Genomic DNA, 15517 nt, shown 5'->3' with positions numbered 1-15517 from the left:
CGACGAACAAAGAATAAGGAACAAAGACAAAAGATATAAAAACTAACTGGTTTTACTGTTTCATACTCCTTCCTCTTTGTTCCTTGCTCCTTTATCCTTATTCCAACATGAAAGCAGATTTACCAGAAAATACAGTTGAAGATATTGCGATAGCCGTGGTATTAATGAGCGAAACTCCAGAAGTTAAAAATTGGACAGTTTATCTTGTTAATTTAAAAAACGAGCCCATCACAAATGTATTAATCAGCTCCAAAGGTTATGGCGAAAAAGATGGTAAGCAAGTAAAAACTTCTATTTTAAGGCATTCATTAGGCGATATGGAGGCTAATGATTTTAAAGGTGTTGAAGCAATTGATCCACAAGTTTTTGGTTTAACAAACGAATATTGGTTAAGCTATTACATCGGTTCTACCATTTACGATAAAAAATTCATCTTCCTACCAGAAAGCATAATCGATTCTAATTTAATCAAAATTCCGTTGGTTAATAGACCTGGGGTTATGATAAAGTAATTTCTCGAAGAAAATTTTGCATGCTGAATTTATTTCAGCATCTTATTTGAAGATTCTAAAATAAATTTATAGCGACGTTAGGGATTTAAGGTACCTTAATTGCCTGTCTACCAATTAACTTCCATCCTGTTTTCTCCTTGCTCCAAATCAATAAAATATACAGTTTCACATTTCCTGGAACATTTTTATCATTTGTTTTGGCATTTAAAGTATGGCGAACCAAAGCTGTTTTGTTCTGAACAATAACAGTTTGATCGGTTAAATTAATATCTACAAAATCAGATTCGCCCGAAAGCAAAGAATGCATAAACTCTTGTTTGGTTTGGATTTTTCCGCTAGAGTGCCCATAGCTTAAATTGTTCAAAATCATTTTATTCAAGGCCAGGCTATCTGGCGCAATCATTAATTTCGTTAGTTTAGAAACAGCTTCCTCTACTTCCGTCTTTTGCGCTAAACAAAAACTTATCGAGCAGAAGGTTAAGATGGTACAAATCAATAATTTCTTTATCATATTTGGTTGTTATCGGGTTGATGAATGTAAACTTATCTAAATGATAGCTAAGGAACAAATCAATTCTTCAAAGTTTTAAAAAAATTTCTTTTAACGGTAATTTTAGTTATTTTTCATAACATTTAATCAGATATGGAAAAGCCTTCTACCTACCAATCATCCAACAAAAAGAAATTTATTTTTATTGCCGTTCTTGTTGTTTCAATAGCGTCGATTGTGTTTGTTTACTTTAATCGCAAGAAAAAAACGAACGAGATAAATCAAGCCTACGCGAAATATATTGAGGCTTACACCTCGGGAACAATTTCCAAAAAAAGTTTTATTCGAGTTCATTTAGCCAATCCAGCTCAAGGAATGCAAGATTTGGGCAAGGCAGATTCTAGAGATTTGTTTGACTTCTCTCCTTCTATCTCGGGAAAAACCTATTGGATCGATCCACAAACGGTAGAGTTTCGTCCTGATGAAAATTTAAAACCCGGAAAAGAATATGAGGCAACCTTTAACCTTGCTCAAGTTTCGGCAACAGAAAAAGGATTGGAAGATTTTGAATTCGAGTTCAAGGTAATTACTCCGGGCATTATGCTTACTCAAAATGGATTGGTTTCTCAAAACAATACATCATTGGATTACATGAAGTTAACCGGAGAGGTTTCAACTTCTGATGTAGAAGAAACACAGGCTATTGAAAAAACCATTGAAATAGATTTCGATCAAAAACTTCACGTAAAATGGCAACATGATCCAGCCAAGAATACATCAAAATTCACAATAGATAGCATTAAAAAGAAAAGTAGCGATGAAACTTTAAAATTGACCTGGGACGGCGATGCAATTGATGCAGACCAAAAAGGAGAAGAAGAAATCCGCATTCCTGCAATAAACAAATTCGAAATTTTGGATATGAAAGCCATTCAGGGAGAAGAAGATTATGCTTTGGTACAGCTTTCTGAACCGGTTGGGGTAGGCCAGGATTTAACAGGTATGGTTACGCTAGGCAATCTGAGCGATTTAAGATATACGATTGATGCAAGTCAGGTGAAAATTTATGCACCAGAAGAATTAAAGGGCGATTATACGCTAACCGTTAACGCTGGCGTAGAAAACATTAATCAAAAAACATTACAGGCGGGAAAAACCGCAAATCTTACTTTCGAAGATAAAATCCCTTCAGTAACCATTGCTGGTGGCGGTTCTATTTTACCAAACTCAGGAAAATTAGTCCTTCCGTTCGAAGCCATTAATCTAAAGGCTGTTGATGTTACGGTAATTAAGATTTACGAGAATAATATTCCACAGTTTTTCCAAGCCAATAGTTATAAAGATGGAAACGAATTAAGACGAGTTGCAAAACCAATTCTTCAAAAAACAGTTCGATTGGATGAAGACAAAGCACTCAATCTGCATAAAAAGAATCGTTTTACATTGGATCTGGATAAAATGATTCGCACAGAACCAGGCGCTATGTATCGGGTTACAATTGCCTTTAGACAAGAATACAATGTTTTTAACTGTAAGGCCAAAGAAGAAAGTGCAAGCGATGAAGACGAAGAAGGTGGATACTATAGTGGCGATGAAAGTTATGGCGAAAAAATTGATGAGGATGATGAGTTTTGGCAACACTATAATAACGCTTATCCTGATAATTATCGCTGGAATGATAAAGATAATCCTTGTACACCATCATTCTACACAACAGAACGATGGGCAAGTAGAAATTTAATTGCCTCGAATATTGGTTTAGTTGCAAAACGCGGTAATGATAATAGCATGCTAATTATTGCGACAGATTTGTTAACAGCGAAACCGCTAAGCGGAGTAAGTTTAGATCTGATGGATTATCAGAAGCAGATTATTTATTCGGCAAAAACGGATGGAGATGGTTTAGCTTCCTTCGATTTAAAAAGACAGCCGTTTTTATTGATAGCCAAAAATGGTTCGGAAAGAGGATATTTAAAATTAGACGATGCAAGTTCGTTGCCTTTAAGCCGATTTGATGTTGGTGGTGATGTAGTACAAAGCGGGTTAAAAGGGTTTATATATGGAGAGCGAGGCGTTTGGCGTCCGGGCGATAGTGTTTTTGTATCCTTCGTATTGGAAGATAAATTAAAGAAACTCCCAGCAAATTATCCGGTTACGATGGAGTTTTATAATCCTAAAGGACAGCTTTACAAAAGGTTAATTAATGGCAAACCGCTAAACGGATTTTACACTTTTAAAACGGCTACAGAAAACACGGCTCCAACTGGCGATTGGATGGCTAAAGTAAAAGCTGGCGGTGCAACATTTACAAAAACCATTAAGATAGAAACGGTAATGCCAAACCGTTTAAAAATTGATTTTAATGTTGGAGGCAAAGCTTATTTAACATCAGGTACATCGGCCTCTACCCTATCTGCCAAGTGGCTTTTCGGTGCTGTTGCACAAAACTTAAAAGCAAAGGTTGATGTAAACTTAAATACCACTGAAACCAAATTCAAAGGTTTTGAAGGCTTTAGTTTCGATAACCCAACAGTTAATTTCCAATCGCAAATTAAAACCATTTTCGAAGGAACCTTAAATCAAAATGGAACGGCTCAAATCAATACAAATATAAATGAGAATAATACAGCACCTGGTGTTTTAAGGGCAAACTTTACGACGAAGGTTTTCGAGCCAGGGGGTAATTTCAGTATTGATAATTTTAGTATTCCTTATCATGTTTACAGCAGTTATCTAGGTGTTAAACCAGAAAAAGGCGATAAATTGAGTGGCATGTTGGTTACTGGTAAAGACCATAAAATAGAAATTGTAAATGTAAATACCGATGGAAAACTGCTCGGTGGCAGTAAAACGGTTCAGGTAGAACTTTATAAAACGCAATGGCGCTGGTGGTGGGAACAAGATAGTCAGTACACCTACGCCAACTTTACTCAGAATCAATTCAATAAGCTTATTTCGACTAACCAAGTTACCCTAACAAACGGAAAGGGAAGCTGGAATTTAAGAATTGATGAACCTGAATGGGGACGATATTTAATCTTGGTTAGAGATATAAATGGTGGTCACGTAACCGGAAAATCGGTATATGTAGATTGGCCAGGTTGGGCACAGCGTGAGCAGGGAAACAACCCTACTGAAGCTTCTATGTTATCATTTACAGCCAATAAGGAGAAGTTTACAGTCGGTGAAGACATTACCTTAACCATCCCAACAGGTAAAAACGGAAGAGCCTTAATTTCAATAGAAAACGGTAGCCGGGTTTTAAAAACGTTTTGGATTGATACCAAATCCGGACAAACCCAATACACGTTCAAGGCTGAGAAAAACATGGCACCAAATGTTTTCGCGAACATTACTTTACTCCAGCCACATGCTCAAACTGTAAACGATTTGCCAATTAGGATGTATGGCGCCATTCCAATTTCGGTGGAAGATCCCCAAACCATATTAAAACCAACCATTAAAATGGCTGATAAAATTAAGCCAGAAACCGAAAACACCATTACTGTTGGGGAACAAAATGGTAAGGCCATGACGTATACAATTGCTTTGGTAGATGAAGGTTTGTTGGATTTAACCCGCTTTAAAACGCCTGATCCGCATAGTGCATTCTATGCTCGAGAAAGTTTAGGTGTTAAAACCTGGGATTTATTTGATTACGTTATTGGTGCCTGGGGCGGAAACCTAGAAAGGATTTTAAGTATTGGTGGTGATGGAAGCATCAATAAAAATTTAAATCCAGCAAAAGCAAATCGCTTTAAGGCAGTTGTTAAATTTATGGGGCCATTTGCTATTGGAAAAGGAGAAAGTAAAACTCATAAATTTAAACTCCCACAATACATTGGATCTGTTAGGGCAATGGTTATTGCCGGACAAGATGCGGCTTATGGTTTTGCAGAAAAATCTGTTCAGGTTAAAAAACCATTAATGGTACTCGCAACGCTACCGAGGGTAATTGGTCCGGGAGAAAGTTTCACATTACCGATTACGGTTTTCGCTACAGAAAACAATCTAAAAAATGTTTCAGTTCAGTTGCAAACAAGCAATTTAATTGTTCAAGGTATAAATAAACAACAGCTTTATTATAAGCAAACTGGTGAGCAAATGGCTTATTTTGAAGTAAAAGCCCCAAATACCGTGGGCATTGCCAAGGTTAAGGTTATGGCTCAAAGTGGTGCAGAAAAAACAGAGTACGATGTAGAAATGGACATTAGAAATCCAAATCCGTACATCACAAATGTGGTTTCAGCCACCGTACAACCGCACCAAAAATGGACAATTAATTATTTGCCAATTGGAATGGCTGGAACAAATTCTGGTACACTTGAGGTATCTTCAATTCCTGCAATTAATTTGAGCAAAAGATTAAGTTACTTAATTCAATATCCGCATGGATGTATTGAACAAACTACTTCGGGAATTTTTCCTCAATTGTATTTGGATAGATTAAGCGCTTTAAGTGAACAACAAAAGGCAACTACTGAACGAAACATAAAAGCAGGAATTAACCGATTAAAAGGTTTCCAAACCCCAGATGGGGGTTTATCTTACTGGCCCGGCGAAGGCAGTTCTGATGAATGGGGAACTAACTATGGCGGTCACTTTTTGGTTGAAGCACAAAATGCCGGTTATACCTTACCTGTTGGTTTAATGGATGAATTATTGCGTTTCGAAAAATCAAAAGCGACAAACTGGACTCCAAATAGCAATAATTTTTATGGCGGAGATTTGTCACAGGCTTACCGTCTATACGTGCTGGCCCTTGCTAAGAAACCAGAAATGGCAGCTATGAATAGATTAAGGGCATTTCAATACCTATCTGTTGCAGCAAAATGGCGTTTGGCAGCAGCGTATAAACTTGCTGGTCAAAATGATCTTGCACAAAATATGATAAAAGGTTTGGACGCAATGGTTCAGCCCTATAACCAACTTGGTGGTACTTATGGATCGGATGTTAGAGATGAGGCTATGATTTTAGAAACCTTAACATTACTTGGTCAAAAAGCAAGAGCAGCATCCTTACTAAAACCCTTAGCGGCCAAACTGGGTGAAGATACTTGGTACAGCACACAAACGACTGCCTATAGTTTATTGGCAATAGCTAAATTCTGTGGAACTAACCAATCTTCAAACAAATTGCAGTACCAATATACATTGGATGGAAAATCTGCCCCAGTTAATTCAAATCAATACATTAACAGTACTGTTGTGAACTTTAAAGGCAATTCTACTTCCGTAACAAATAATGGAAAAAATGTGCTTTTTGTTCGATTGGTTCTGCAAGGTCAACCTGTTGCGGGGCAGAACAATTTCTTACCAAACAAACCTGATGTATTAGGCATGAGTGTAGTTTATAAAAAATTGAACGGAACACCTTTAAACCCAGCGTTGTTAAAACAGGGAACTGATTTTTATGCAGAGGTAACCATTAAGAACCCAGGAAAAATGGGCTTTTATGAACAAATGGCACTGACACAAATTTTTCCTTCAGGATGGGAAATAATAAATACCCGAGTAAATGATAATCAGAGCGCTTTGGCTTCATCTCCTTTTACTTATCAGGATATTAGAGATGATAGAGTTTTCACTTATTTCAACATTAAAGAAAATGAAAGTGTTGTTTATAAAGTATTGCTAAATGCATCTTATTTAGGGAAATATTATCTATCTGCAGTACAGTGTGAGGCGATGTATAACAACAATATTTCCGCAACCGAAAATGGAATGTGGGTACAAGTGGTGAAGTAATGGAAAATGGTTCGTGAAGACACGAACCATGGCGAGTGAGAATGGATACATAAATGGGTAATTAGGGAAGGGAAATGGTTCGTGGAGACACGAACCATAGCGAGATTAAAAAGTAAATCAAATGCCTCGGTTCGTGTCCTCACGAACCGAAACATAAATTTTGATCATGAAAAACAATGAATAAACTATTTGAAAAAAATAGGAAGAGCTTCATGGAAATCGGTAAAATTTATTTTTGGACCGCAACAATAAACAAATGGCAAAAACTATTGCAGAAAGATGAATTCAAACATATTTTAATCAGCTCTTTTGAATTTTTAAGTATGTCAAATAAAATTGATGTTTTTGCTTTTATAATTATGCCCAATCACATTCATACAATTTGGAGAATAAATGAATTAAATGGAAAAGAAACTCCACAAGGCTCATTTTTAAAATATACAGCTCATGAATTTAAGAAACGGTTAAGCGAAAATGATTTATTGGGTTATCGTGTGAACGCAATTAATAAAAGTTATGAGTTTTGGCGGCGAGATTCATTGGCCATACATCTTTATTCACCAAATGTTGCTTATCAGAAATTAGATTATTTACACAATAACCCTACTGCTGAGCGATGGCAATTGGTTAAAGAGCCAGCCGAATATTATTATTCATCAGCTAGTTTCTATGAAAAAGGAGCAAATACTTTTTCATTTTTAAAAGATTTAAGATTTGAATTTTAACTGCGTTAATTATTACAAAATATTACCGAAATGGTTCGTGGAGACACAAACCATGGCGAGTAGGAATAGTTACAGCATTGGGTAAATTAGGTGATGGAAAATGGCTCATGGAGACGCAAACCATGACAAGTGAAAAATGGTTGCAGAAATGGGAAAATTAGGGATGGTCCGTGGAGATACGAACCATGGCGTGAGGAACAATCACAAAAATAGATAATTAGGTAAGGGAAATGGTTCGTAATGACACAAACCATGGCGAGATTAAAAAATAAATCAAATGCCTCGGTTCGTGTCCTCACGAACCGAAACAAAATATAAATGTATGTCCTAGCCAACAGTAAAACCATGGCAAAGCCATACAGCAATGGCCAAAAATTAGACCGAAACCCAATTTTATAAAGTAGTAATTTTTTCATAACAGATGTATTTTAGTAAATATTAATCTGAAATGAAAATGTTACCCAGCAACAGAATAAATGATAAAAGCGCTTAGAATATTTCTTGTTACAGATTTGATTTTTCTTGTGTTGCTTTTAGGTTTTCTTTTTTCCTTACCTTCAAAACTTTTTAAGTCCCCTACCTCCTTTGTTATCGAAGCCAGTAATGGGAATTTACTTAGCGCATCTATTGCTAGCGATGGCCAATGGCGATTTCCAGAAGCTGATAGTATCCCCATTAAATTTAAAGACTGTATTATCGCATTTGAGGATAAGCGTTTTTACAATCACATTGGAATGGATTTTTTGGCCATTAGCCGAGCCATAAAGCAAAACCTTAAAGCGAAAGGCGTGGTAAGCGGTGGCAGTACACTTTCCATGCAAGTGATCCGCTTATCTCGAAAAAAGGATAGAACTGTTTGGCAAAAATTGTTTGAAATTATTCTCGCATTTAGGTTAGAACTTAAATATTCAAAAGAGGAAATTATAAATCTATACGCTTCTAATGCACCTTTTGGCAGCAACGTAGTAGGATTGGAAGCTGCGAGTTGGCGATATTATGGACGAGATGCTAAAACTCTTTCTTGGGGTGAAATGGCAACTTTAGCAGTACTTCCAAACAGTCCATCATTAGTTCATCCTGGAAAAAATTCAGATCGTTTAATAAGAAAACGGAATGATTTGTTAGATAAATTGGTTAAACTTAAATATATAGATCAAACTACCGCCAACCTATCCAAGCTTGAACCTGTTCCCGGAAAACCCTTACCTCTTCCTCAAAACGCACCACATTTACTTAATCGGTTTAAAGCGGAAAGAGCAACATTGGAGATAAAAACAACTCGGATTACATCCACAATAAATGAGAATCTTCAGCTTAAGGTTAATTCCATTTTAAAGAGATACAATAATCGATACCGAGCCAACGACATCAATAATATTGCAACATTGATTCTTGATGTTAAAACCGGAAGCGTTATTTCTTATGTTGGAAATATCTATCAGCCAGATCAGGCTTTTTTAGAAAGTCATGTAGATATGATAAAGGCGCCCAGAAGTCCAGGAAGCACATTGAAACCTTTACTATATGCCAGTATGATGAACGATGGTTTTATTCTGCCTCATACCTTAGTGCCTGATATCCCAACACAAATTGCGGGCTACTCCCCCCAAAATTATGATCTTGGTTATGATGGAGCCATAGCGGCCGATAAAGCTTTAAGCCGATCGTTAAATATTCCCGCAGTAAAAATGCTCCAGCAATATAAATACGAGCGCTTTTACGATAAACTTAAAAAACTTGGAATTGGCACATTAAATCAACCCGCAGATCATTATGGATTATCGTTAATTTTAGGTGGTAGCGAAGTTACCATGTGGGATTTAGCCAATACCTATATGGGAATGGTTAGAACCTTAAATCACTTTAACACTTACAAAGGCTTATATAATCCCGAAGATTATAAACCTGCCATCTATTTTAAAACTGAAAAAACGGAGGATAGGGATTATCAAAGAAATTCTTTACTCGACCATAGTTCAATCTGGGCCACATTTAATGCCATGGAAGAAGTTATGCGTCCTGGCGACGAAGGTTTGTGGGAACAATTTTCATCTTCTCAGCGTGTTGCTTGGAAGACAGGAACAAGCTTTGGCTTTCGTGATGCCTGGGCAGTAGGACTAACACCAAACTATGTGGTTTGTGTTTGGGTGGGTAATGCCGATGGCGAAGGTAGGCCGGGTTTGGTTGGTATCGAAGCTGCAGCACCTGTTCTTTTTGATATTTTTAGACAATTACCTAACGGAAAATGGTTCGAAACACCAACTACTAAGCTTAAAAAAATTAAAGTTTGCAGACAAAGTGGCTATAAAGCTGGTGATAATTGCACAGATTTAATTGATGAACTGGTTCCAGTTGCTGGGGAAAAAACTGCAGTTTGTCCATACCATAAATTGATTCATCTAGACCGAACAGGAAGTTTTAGGGTAACGGATCAGTGCGAAAGTGTTGCGAGCATGCAACATAAAAGCTGGTTTATCCTACCTCCAGCAATGGAATATTATTATAAAATAAAAAACAGCGATTATAAGGTTTTACCACCATTTATGGCCGGTTGCGATAATTCTGGAGGAAATAATGTAATGGAACTAATTTATCCTAAAAATGGCGCTACGGTTTACATTCCTTTAGAACTAGATGGAACCAGAGGTAAAATTGTTCTAAATGCGGCACATAGAAATTCATCGTCTAAAATTTACTGGCACGTAGATAATGAGTTTGTAGCAACGACGACCAATTACCATCAATTGGCTATAAGTCCGCCGCCTGGCAAACATACACTTACTCTTGTTGATGAAAATGGAGAAAGGTTAGTTCAGGTATTTACAGTTTTGGATAAGGAAAAAAAGAAATAGATGAAAAATCTAAATAATATTTATTGCCTTTAAATTCAATTAACAGGTAAAAAAAATAAACTATGGCTTCAGCCAGATCGGTACAAAAAAAAGTTAAATTTCCGTACGAGTAACCACCAACTTTCTCTCAATCGTTCCATAAACGATTAGGTATTGGGCAATCATATAACTGGCCATAATAAGCGCTCCACTTTGTGGAATTGGATAAGCAAATTTATTCACTGCCAAAGCGCTATCTGAAAGCAAGAAAAACAATGCACCATATAATATCATTTTGAAGCTTAAAACGTTAACTTTTCCATAACGATTTACAGCCATTATGGCCATAATTGTGATAATAATGGCATACATTAAAACCGGGAACTGCATTGCGCCAAGACTTGGCTGCAGATAAAAAAACAGACCAGAACAAAAGATTCCAAAAGCGCCAACAGCCCATAAGAAATACGGATTTTTCTGATTTGGATTTGATTTATGATCTAGGGTAAACGCTCGGATATAAAATATGTGACAAAGTAAAAATGCAATTAAACCGTAAATGAAAAAACTTGGTTGCTCTGTCTGAAAGAGCAAGAGTACGTCTCCAGCTAAACCAAAAATTAATCCAACAAAGATTCTTTTATGGAAACGGCCCTTTAAATTTGTGCTTACAAACAACCACACTAAAAGCGTAATTACAATTAATGGTTTTGAAAAAGTTCGCAAAGTGGAATTACCAGCGTATTCAGCATAAAGTTGAGTGAAGAATATTATTAAAAATAGAAATGAAAATATTTTAGTTTTCATCGGGATTTGGATTTGCTTTTTGAAGATTGAAGAACCAAATTACGGATATTAGCTGAATCCCTACAAAAATAACTTGATAGCTAATTGGGAATTTTAGTAGAATTATCATTGCAATGCCGAGAGACAACCTAACATATTCAAATCTGATTTGCCATTTTCTCTGCTCCAATAATGCGCCGCAACTGATTAAAGTAAACATTGTAAAAAGCGTAGCGCCTACTAATGGGATGGTTTGCATTTTGGTATAAGAAAATAAAATTGCCGATCCGGCCACTAAAGCCACTACAAATTGAACCAATATGTAACCTGTTAATTTAGATTGATAAATGGGATTATATTTTTTGTAAGTAATCGGATTTATTTCAGGTGCAGTTTGAAATCCACCTAAATGTGCAGGAAACCATCCCGGAGGTTTTATAAACACTTTTATTTTATCGGTTATTTTAGGCGATTGCCGAGCCGTTTTAACCAAATCGTTCCAATAATGAATATTTGCCCAAACTGGATTCCAGCTGGCCAGTGGTTTTGTTATGCCAAAGTATACCTCCTCTTCTTCTTTTTGAAGAGTACCAAACAACCGATCCCATATAATTAAAGTACCTGCATGATTCTTATCAATATACTTTGGATTTGAACCATGATGTACCCGATGATGTGAAGGGGTATTTAAAATATACTCTAAGGGACCCATGGTTTTTATAGCCCGCGTATGAATCCAAAATTGATAAAGTGTATTGAATGAGCTCAGGGTTAAAAACATAATCGGATCAAAACCCAAAAATGCCAACGGTAAATAAAAAACCCAGCTAAACCAACCTTGAAACCAGCTTTGCCTCAGAGCAACCGTTAAATTATATTCTTCTGATTGATGATGAACAATATGCGCAGCCCACAGTGCATTAATTTGATGGCTCATACGATGAAACCAATAATAGAAAAAATCTACGCAGATAAAGAGCAAAATCCAAACCCAGATGGTTTTGGGCAATTCGAAAAAGCGCCAGTGTTCAAAAATATATTTATAACCAAAAAACAAAGCCGTCTTCATGAAAATCCCTGTAAGCTGCTGCCCTATTCCCTGACTTAAATTAGCTATGCTATCATTTAATCGATAATAATTTAGTTTTTTATAAAAATTATAAACGAGCTCTATCCCAATTAGGATAAAAAAAACAGGAACAGATAAAGCTATATAATCTACTTTCATATATCAGGATGGTAAGGCAATACTTGGCTAGATTAATTTCCCTGTTATTGATTACAGAAAAAATTAATTGTACAATTTAATAAATATTCAGGTTAAGATAAAATCTCCTTTCGGTAATATTTGTGTTCATTTCAATTGATAATTGCTTTTAAAAAAAATCGTCTTTACATTTGTTTCATAAGTTTTTTCGATTTTAAACGTTCTAACTTTGCAAACCAATCATCCATCTCTATGAAAAAGTTATCTCTCCTATTATTTATGCTTTCAATAGGTTATTTTACTAAAGCACAAACTTTAATATTAGCCAAAGATGCCAAGGATTACATTGGTAAAACTGTAACCATTTGCGATTCTGTTTACAGTACAAAAGCGTTAGATAAAATAAGCCTGATTAATCTTGGAGGCGCATTTCCGAAAGAATTGATTACCCTTGTAGTTAATAAGGAAGACATCGGTAAGTTTTCTGCCGAACCTGCAAGCATGTATTTGGGAAATAATATTTGTGTAACTGGTGTAATTACTGAGTTTAAAGGAAAAACGCAAATTGTTGTAACGGAACCCAAACAGATCGTTGTTAAATAATTATGTTATTTCAATCTGACCCGGAGAAGTAAAATCTAAAGACTAGAAATGGGCACTTTACCCGTTTTAGCGGCTTCTAAATATAATAACACTTGATTTACACAAGCGCCAATGTTATGTTTAATCTCATGTTCCCAAAAACGCATTACGGTATAACCCATTAAGTTTAATCGCTCATTAACATGTCGATCTCTCTGCATGTTCCTTTCAATTTTTGGAATCCAAAAACCAGTATTCTTCTTTAAATCCTGTCTGCGCTTTTCCCAATTATAGCCATGCCAAAAATCGCCATCAACAAAAATGGCTAGTTTATATTTATTAATAACTAAATCTGGTTTACCCGGAACTGTTTTTGGATGTAATCGAAATCGAATGTGTTGTGCCCAAAGTGCCCTTCGAAGTTTTAGCTCAGGAACGCTATTTTTTGAACGAATATTGGCCATGTTCTTACTTCGTTGCTCGGTAGTGTAAAAACCGGCACTTTCTTCAAAGCGAGGAACTTTAATAATTTCATTCTCTTTAGGATATGGTTTTGGCTCCATATACTTATAAACTCGAAGATTTAAGATTTGTTTTCGGCTAGAAAAAAGAGACTTGATCGAGAATCAACCTATCTGCACCTCTTTAAATTAAAAGAGGGCAGTTTTGGTTGGAGCGTTAACATTAAGGGTATGTTTTCTTTAATATTTTGTATGTATGTAATTACGTTTTCTCAGCAGTTGCCTTTTCGGTTGGCAGAAAATAAATCCCGCCAACCTCCTAAGCATAGATATCCTTATTATCTAATTCGAAGATTGCAAAAGGTTTTTACATCTCATAGCGACTTATACAGATGGCATGAAATCCGTTACAGAAATCTGTTTTACCGTGATAAAATTTATTTTGAGCATTAACGAAACTGATGAATAAACTAGTTTCTATTTAACATTTTAATCTCGACAGCCTGTTTCCCTTTTTTAAAATTTAAAACTTTATAATCTACTTCAAGCCCTTCTTTAAGCTCTTTAAATTTGCCTACTATATCTTCACAATCGGCAAAAACAACCTCTGTTCCATCTTCAGGACTGATAAACCCAAAACCTCTATTTGGATTATACCATTTTACAATTCCTCTTGGCATATTATTCAATTTAATTAGGTGTATGTTCTATTAATTTACCCCAATACTTTGAGGATAAAAAAATTTAGGACATAAGACAAAAAAACCTTGATTAAAACCGCTTTATCCGTGACTAAATTTCCAAGAAGCTGTTATTTTTAATAATATTTAGAGTGTAATTTATAACAGGTAATGTCTAAACGTAAAAAATCGATAAATTTGGAAATCTACTACGAATGAAAAATTATTTATTACCTATGCTTTTAAAACGAAATACCCTTCTTCTTTTACTTACATTATTAATTGCAATGTTTATTGCACTGAGCATATTCATAAATTTCCATCCGTTATTGCCACTTGATATTAAAGCATCAGTTTTTATGCAACAATATCATTCAAATTTTATGGATAAAATTATGCTGGCCATTAGCTTTTTTGGAGAATTGCCGTATTCTTTGCTATCAGTAGTAATTGTTGCCTTGATATTTTATTATTACAAATATAAAAGAGAAGCCTATTTTATTTCGGCTACGTTAATTTCCGGTCTAATTATATTAGGGGTAAAAAACATCATAAATCGACCTCGTCCTACTTCCTTTTATGTAAGATTGGTGGAAGTAAATAGATTTCAAAGTTATCCGAGTGGGCACGTACTTTCATATATTTTGTTTTTTGGCTTTTTAATTATTCTTATGAATACCTTAAAAACGGTGTCCAAAACAACAAAAAATATAGTAACTTATATTTCAGCCTTTTTAATGATAACGATTTCCTTTTCAAGAATTTATCTTGGCGCCCATTGGTTTACGGATACTGTGGGGGGATTTTTATTGGGACTAATATGCCTGTTTCCATTAACATATTATTATTTCAAATTCAAGAAAGAAACCCCCAAAGAAAAAAATTAGGGTTTAAGTTTCGTCTTATTCCGAATTCTGCTCAGTGTTTCTATTCGCATACCTAAATATGTTGCCAGATATTTAAGGGGGATTCTAAATTTTATTTTAGGATGATTTTCTTTAAACTGTTTATATCTGGCTTCCGCCGATGGAATTCTAGAGAGTATTGAACGCTCTTGAGACATATTGAAATGAATGGCCAATAATTTTCTGCCCAGTATATTGGTTTCAGGAAATTGGATATAAAGCCTATCAATAAAATTATAAGGCAGTACAAGTAAATTCGAATTTTCTATTGCTTGCAAATGTTCAAAGTAGGTTGGAGCAATATTCCCAGGATTTCTGATTGTACCAATAAGGCTATTTTCATGAGCTAACCACGTAGTGATTTCCTTTTCCTCATCAATTATAAATCCTCTTACTAACCCGCTAATTACAAAGAACACGCATTCTTTAGAGTTTTTCTGAACAGAATCTATTAATGTATTTTTCTTTACCGAAATACTAAAAGTTTCTTCAATCGCAAAATCAATAATCTCCTTACTCAATGGCTGTAAGCCATTCAGGAACTTTAAAAGTGCTTCACTACCGCTTTTAATTTCGCTCATAAACCTCTT

12 protein-coding genes are annotated in these 15517 nt (G+C 35.5%); 6 read left to right on the top strand and 6 right to left on the bottom strand.

Going from position 1 to position 15517, the window contains the following annotated elements:
* Nucleotides 1-107 precede the first annotated feature (107 nt).
* A complete protein-coding gene (locus DF947_RS00405; RefSeq protein ID WP_109927725.1) occupies nucleotides 108-512 on the top strand; it encodes a hypothetical protein in 405 nt (134 codons plus the stop codon).
* 85 nt (nucleotides 513-597) lie between these two features.
* Here DF947_RS00405 and DF947_RS00400 read toward each other — a convergent pair whose 3' ends face one another.
* Nucleotides 598-1023: a nuclear transport factor 2 family protein gene (locus tag DF947_RS00400; RefSeq protein WP_109927724.1), complete on the bottom strand. Its 426-nt coding sequence runs from the start codon at nucleotides 1021-1023 to the stop codon at nucleotides 598-600.
* Nucleotides 1024-1155: 132 nt separating this feature from the next.
* Between DF947_RS00400 and DF947_RS00395 the strand changes: the two genes are divergently transcribed.
* From DF947_RS00395 to pbpC, 3 genes are all read left to right on the top strand, one after another.
* Nucleotides 1156-6750: an alpha-2-macroglobulin family protein gene (locus DF947_RS00395; RefSeq protein ID WP_109927723.1), complete on the top strand. Its 5595-nt coding sequence runs from the start codon at nucleotides 1156-1158 to the stop codon at nucleotides 6748-6750.
* 323 nt (nucleotides 6751-7073) lie between these two features.
* Entirely contained in the window at nucleotides 7074-7475 is a 402-nt protein-coding gene (locus DF947_RS00390) for a transposase (protein ID WP_205940717.1), read from the top strand.
* A gap of 476 nt (nucleotides 7476-7951) precedes the next feature.
* Nucleotides 7952-10327, top strand: a complete 2376-nt coding sequence (pbpC, locus tag DF947_RS00385) for a penicillin-binding protein 1C (protein WP_109927722.1) — start codon at nucleotides 7952-7954, stop codon at nucleotides 10325-10327.
* 93 nt (nucleotides 10328-10420) lie between these two features.
* Here the strand turns inward: pbpC and DF947_RS00380 are convergent, their stop codons facing one another.
* Both DF947_RS00380 and DF947_RS00375 read right to left on the bottom strand, forming a co-directional pair.
* Entirely contained in the window at nucleotides 10421-11113 is a 693-nt protein-coding gene (locus DF947_RS00380; protein ID WP_109927721.1) for a lysoplasmalogenase, read from the bottom strand.
* On the bottom strand, nucleotides 11103-12320 hold the full coding sequence (locus DF947_RS00375; RefSeq protein ID WP_109927720.1) for a sterol desaturase family protein: 1218 nt from the start codon (nucleotides 12318-12320) through the stop codon (nucleotides 11103-11105). The genes DF947_RS00380 and DF947_RS00375 overlap by 11 nt, the downstream gene beginning before the upstream one ends.
* Nucleotides 12321-12551: 231 nt before the next feature.
* Between DF947_RS00375 and DF947_RS00370 the strand changes: the two genes are divergently transcribed.
* Nucleotides 12552-12902 carry a single stranded DNA-binding domain-containing protein gene (locus DF947_RS00370; protein ID WP_109927719.1) on the top strand — a complete coding sequence of 117 codons (351 nt, stop codon included), beginning with the start codon at nucleotides 12552-12554 and terminating at the stop codon, nucleotides 12900-12902.
* A 35-nt stretch (nucleotides 12903-12937) separates the two neighbouring features.
* Here the strand turns inward: DF947_RS00370 and DF947_RS00365 are convergent, their stop codons facing one another.
* Entirely contained in the window at nucleotides 12938-13444 is a 507-nt protein-coding gene (locus DF947_RS00365) for a very short patch repair endonuclease (protein WP_109927718.1), read from the bottom strand.
* 368 nt (nucleotides 13445-13812) lie between these two features.
* Nucleotides 13813-14022, bottom strand: a complete 210-nt coding sequence (locus DF947_RS00355) for a cold-shock protein (protein WP_109927716.1) — start codon at nucleotides 14020-14022, stop codon at nucleotides 13813-13815.
* 215 nt (nucleotides 14023-14237) lie between these two features.
* Here DF947_RS00355 and DF947_RS00350 point away from each other — a divergent pair, with 215 nt between their 5' ends.
* Nucleotides 14238-14909, top strand: a complete 672-nt coding sequence (locus DF947_RS00350; protein ID WP_109927715.1) for a phosphatase PAP2 family protein — start codon at nucleotides 14238-14240, stop codon at nucleotides 14907-14909.
* Here the strand turns inward: DF947_RS00350 and DF947_RS00345 are convergent.
* Nucleotides 14906-15508 (bottom strand): Crp/Fnr family transcriptional regulator, encoded by a 603-nt coding sequence (locus DF947_RS00345; RefSeq protein ID WP_109927714.1) that lies wholly within the window; start codon nucleotides 15506-15508, stop codon nucleotides 14906-14908. The genes DF947_RS00350 and DF947_RS00345 overlap by 4 nt on opposite strands.
* Nucleotides 15509-15517 lie beyond the last annotated feature (9 nt).

The sequence above is a fragment of the Pedobacter paludis genome, from assembly GCF_003173575.1.
Taxonomy (GTDB): Bacteria; Bacteroidota; Bacteroidia; order Sphingobacteriales; family Sphingobacteriaceae; genus Pedobacter; species Pedobacter paludis.
Note: the sequence above shows the minus strand (reverse complement) of the source record. Positions and strands in the feature narration are given on the sequence as shown.

Excerpts from the sequence above, each read along its gene's own strand:
- DF947_RS00370 (WP_109927719.1), top strand. The coding sequence starts at position 12,552 with ATGAAAAAGTTATCTCTCCTATTATTTATGCTTTCAATAGGTTATTTT.
- DF947_RS00350 (WP_109927715.1), top strand. The coding sequence starts at position 14,238 with ATGAAAAATTATTTATTACCTATGCTTTTAAAACGAAATACCCTTCTT.
- DF947_RS00400 (WP_109927724.1), bottom strand. The coding sequence starts at position 1,023 with ATGATAAAGAAATTATTGATTTGTACCATCTTAACCTTCTGCTCGATA.
- DF947_RS00375 (WP_109927720.1), bottom strand. The coding sequence starts at position 12,320 with ATGAAAGTAGATTATATAGCTTTATCTGTTCCTGTTTTTTTTATCCTA.
- DF947_RS00405 (WP_109927725.1), top strand. The coding sequence starts at position 108 with ATGAAAGCAGATTTACCAGAAAATACAGTTGAAGATATTGCGATAGCC.
- DF947_RS00380 (WP_109927721.1), bottom strand. The coding sequence starts at position 11,113 with ATGAAAACTAAAATATTTTCATTTCTATTTTTAATAATATTCTTCACT.
- DF947_RS00390 (WP_205940717.1), top strand. The coding sequence starts at position 7,074 with ATGTCAAATAAAATTGATGTTTTTGCTTTTATAATTATGCCCAATCAC.
- DF947_RS00395 (WP_109927723.1), top strand. The coding sequence starts at position 1,156 with ATGGAAAAGCCTTCTACCTACCAATCATCCAACAAAAAGAAATTTATT.
- DF947_RS00355 (WP_109927716.1), bottom strand. The coding sequence starts at position 14,022 with ATGCCAAGAGGAATTGTAAAATGGTATAATCCAAATAGAGGTTTTGGG.
- DF947_RS00345 (WP_109927714.1), bottom strand. The coding sequence starts at position 15,508 with ATGAGCGAAATTAAAAGCGGTAGTGAAGCACTTTTAAAGTTCCTGAAT.
- DF947_RS00365 (WP_109927718.1), bottom strand. The coding sequence starts at position 13,444 with ATGGAGCCAAAACCATATCCTAAAGAGAATGAAATTATTAAAGTTCCT.
- pbpC (WP_109927722.1), top strand. The coding sequence starts at position 7,952 with ATGATAAAAGCGCTTAGAATATTTCTTGTTACAGATTTGATTTTTCTT.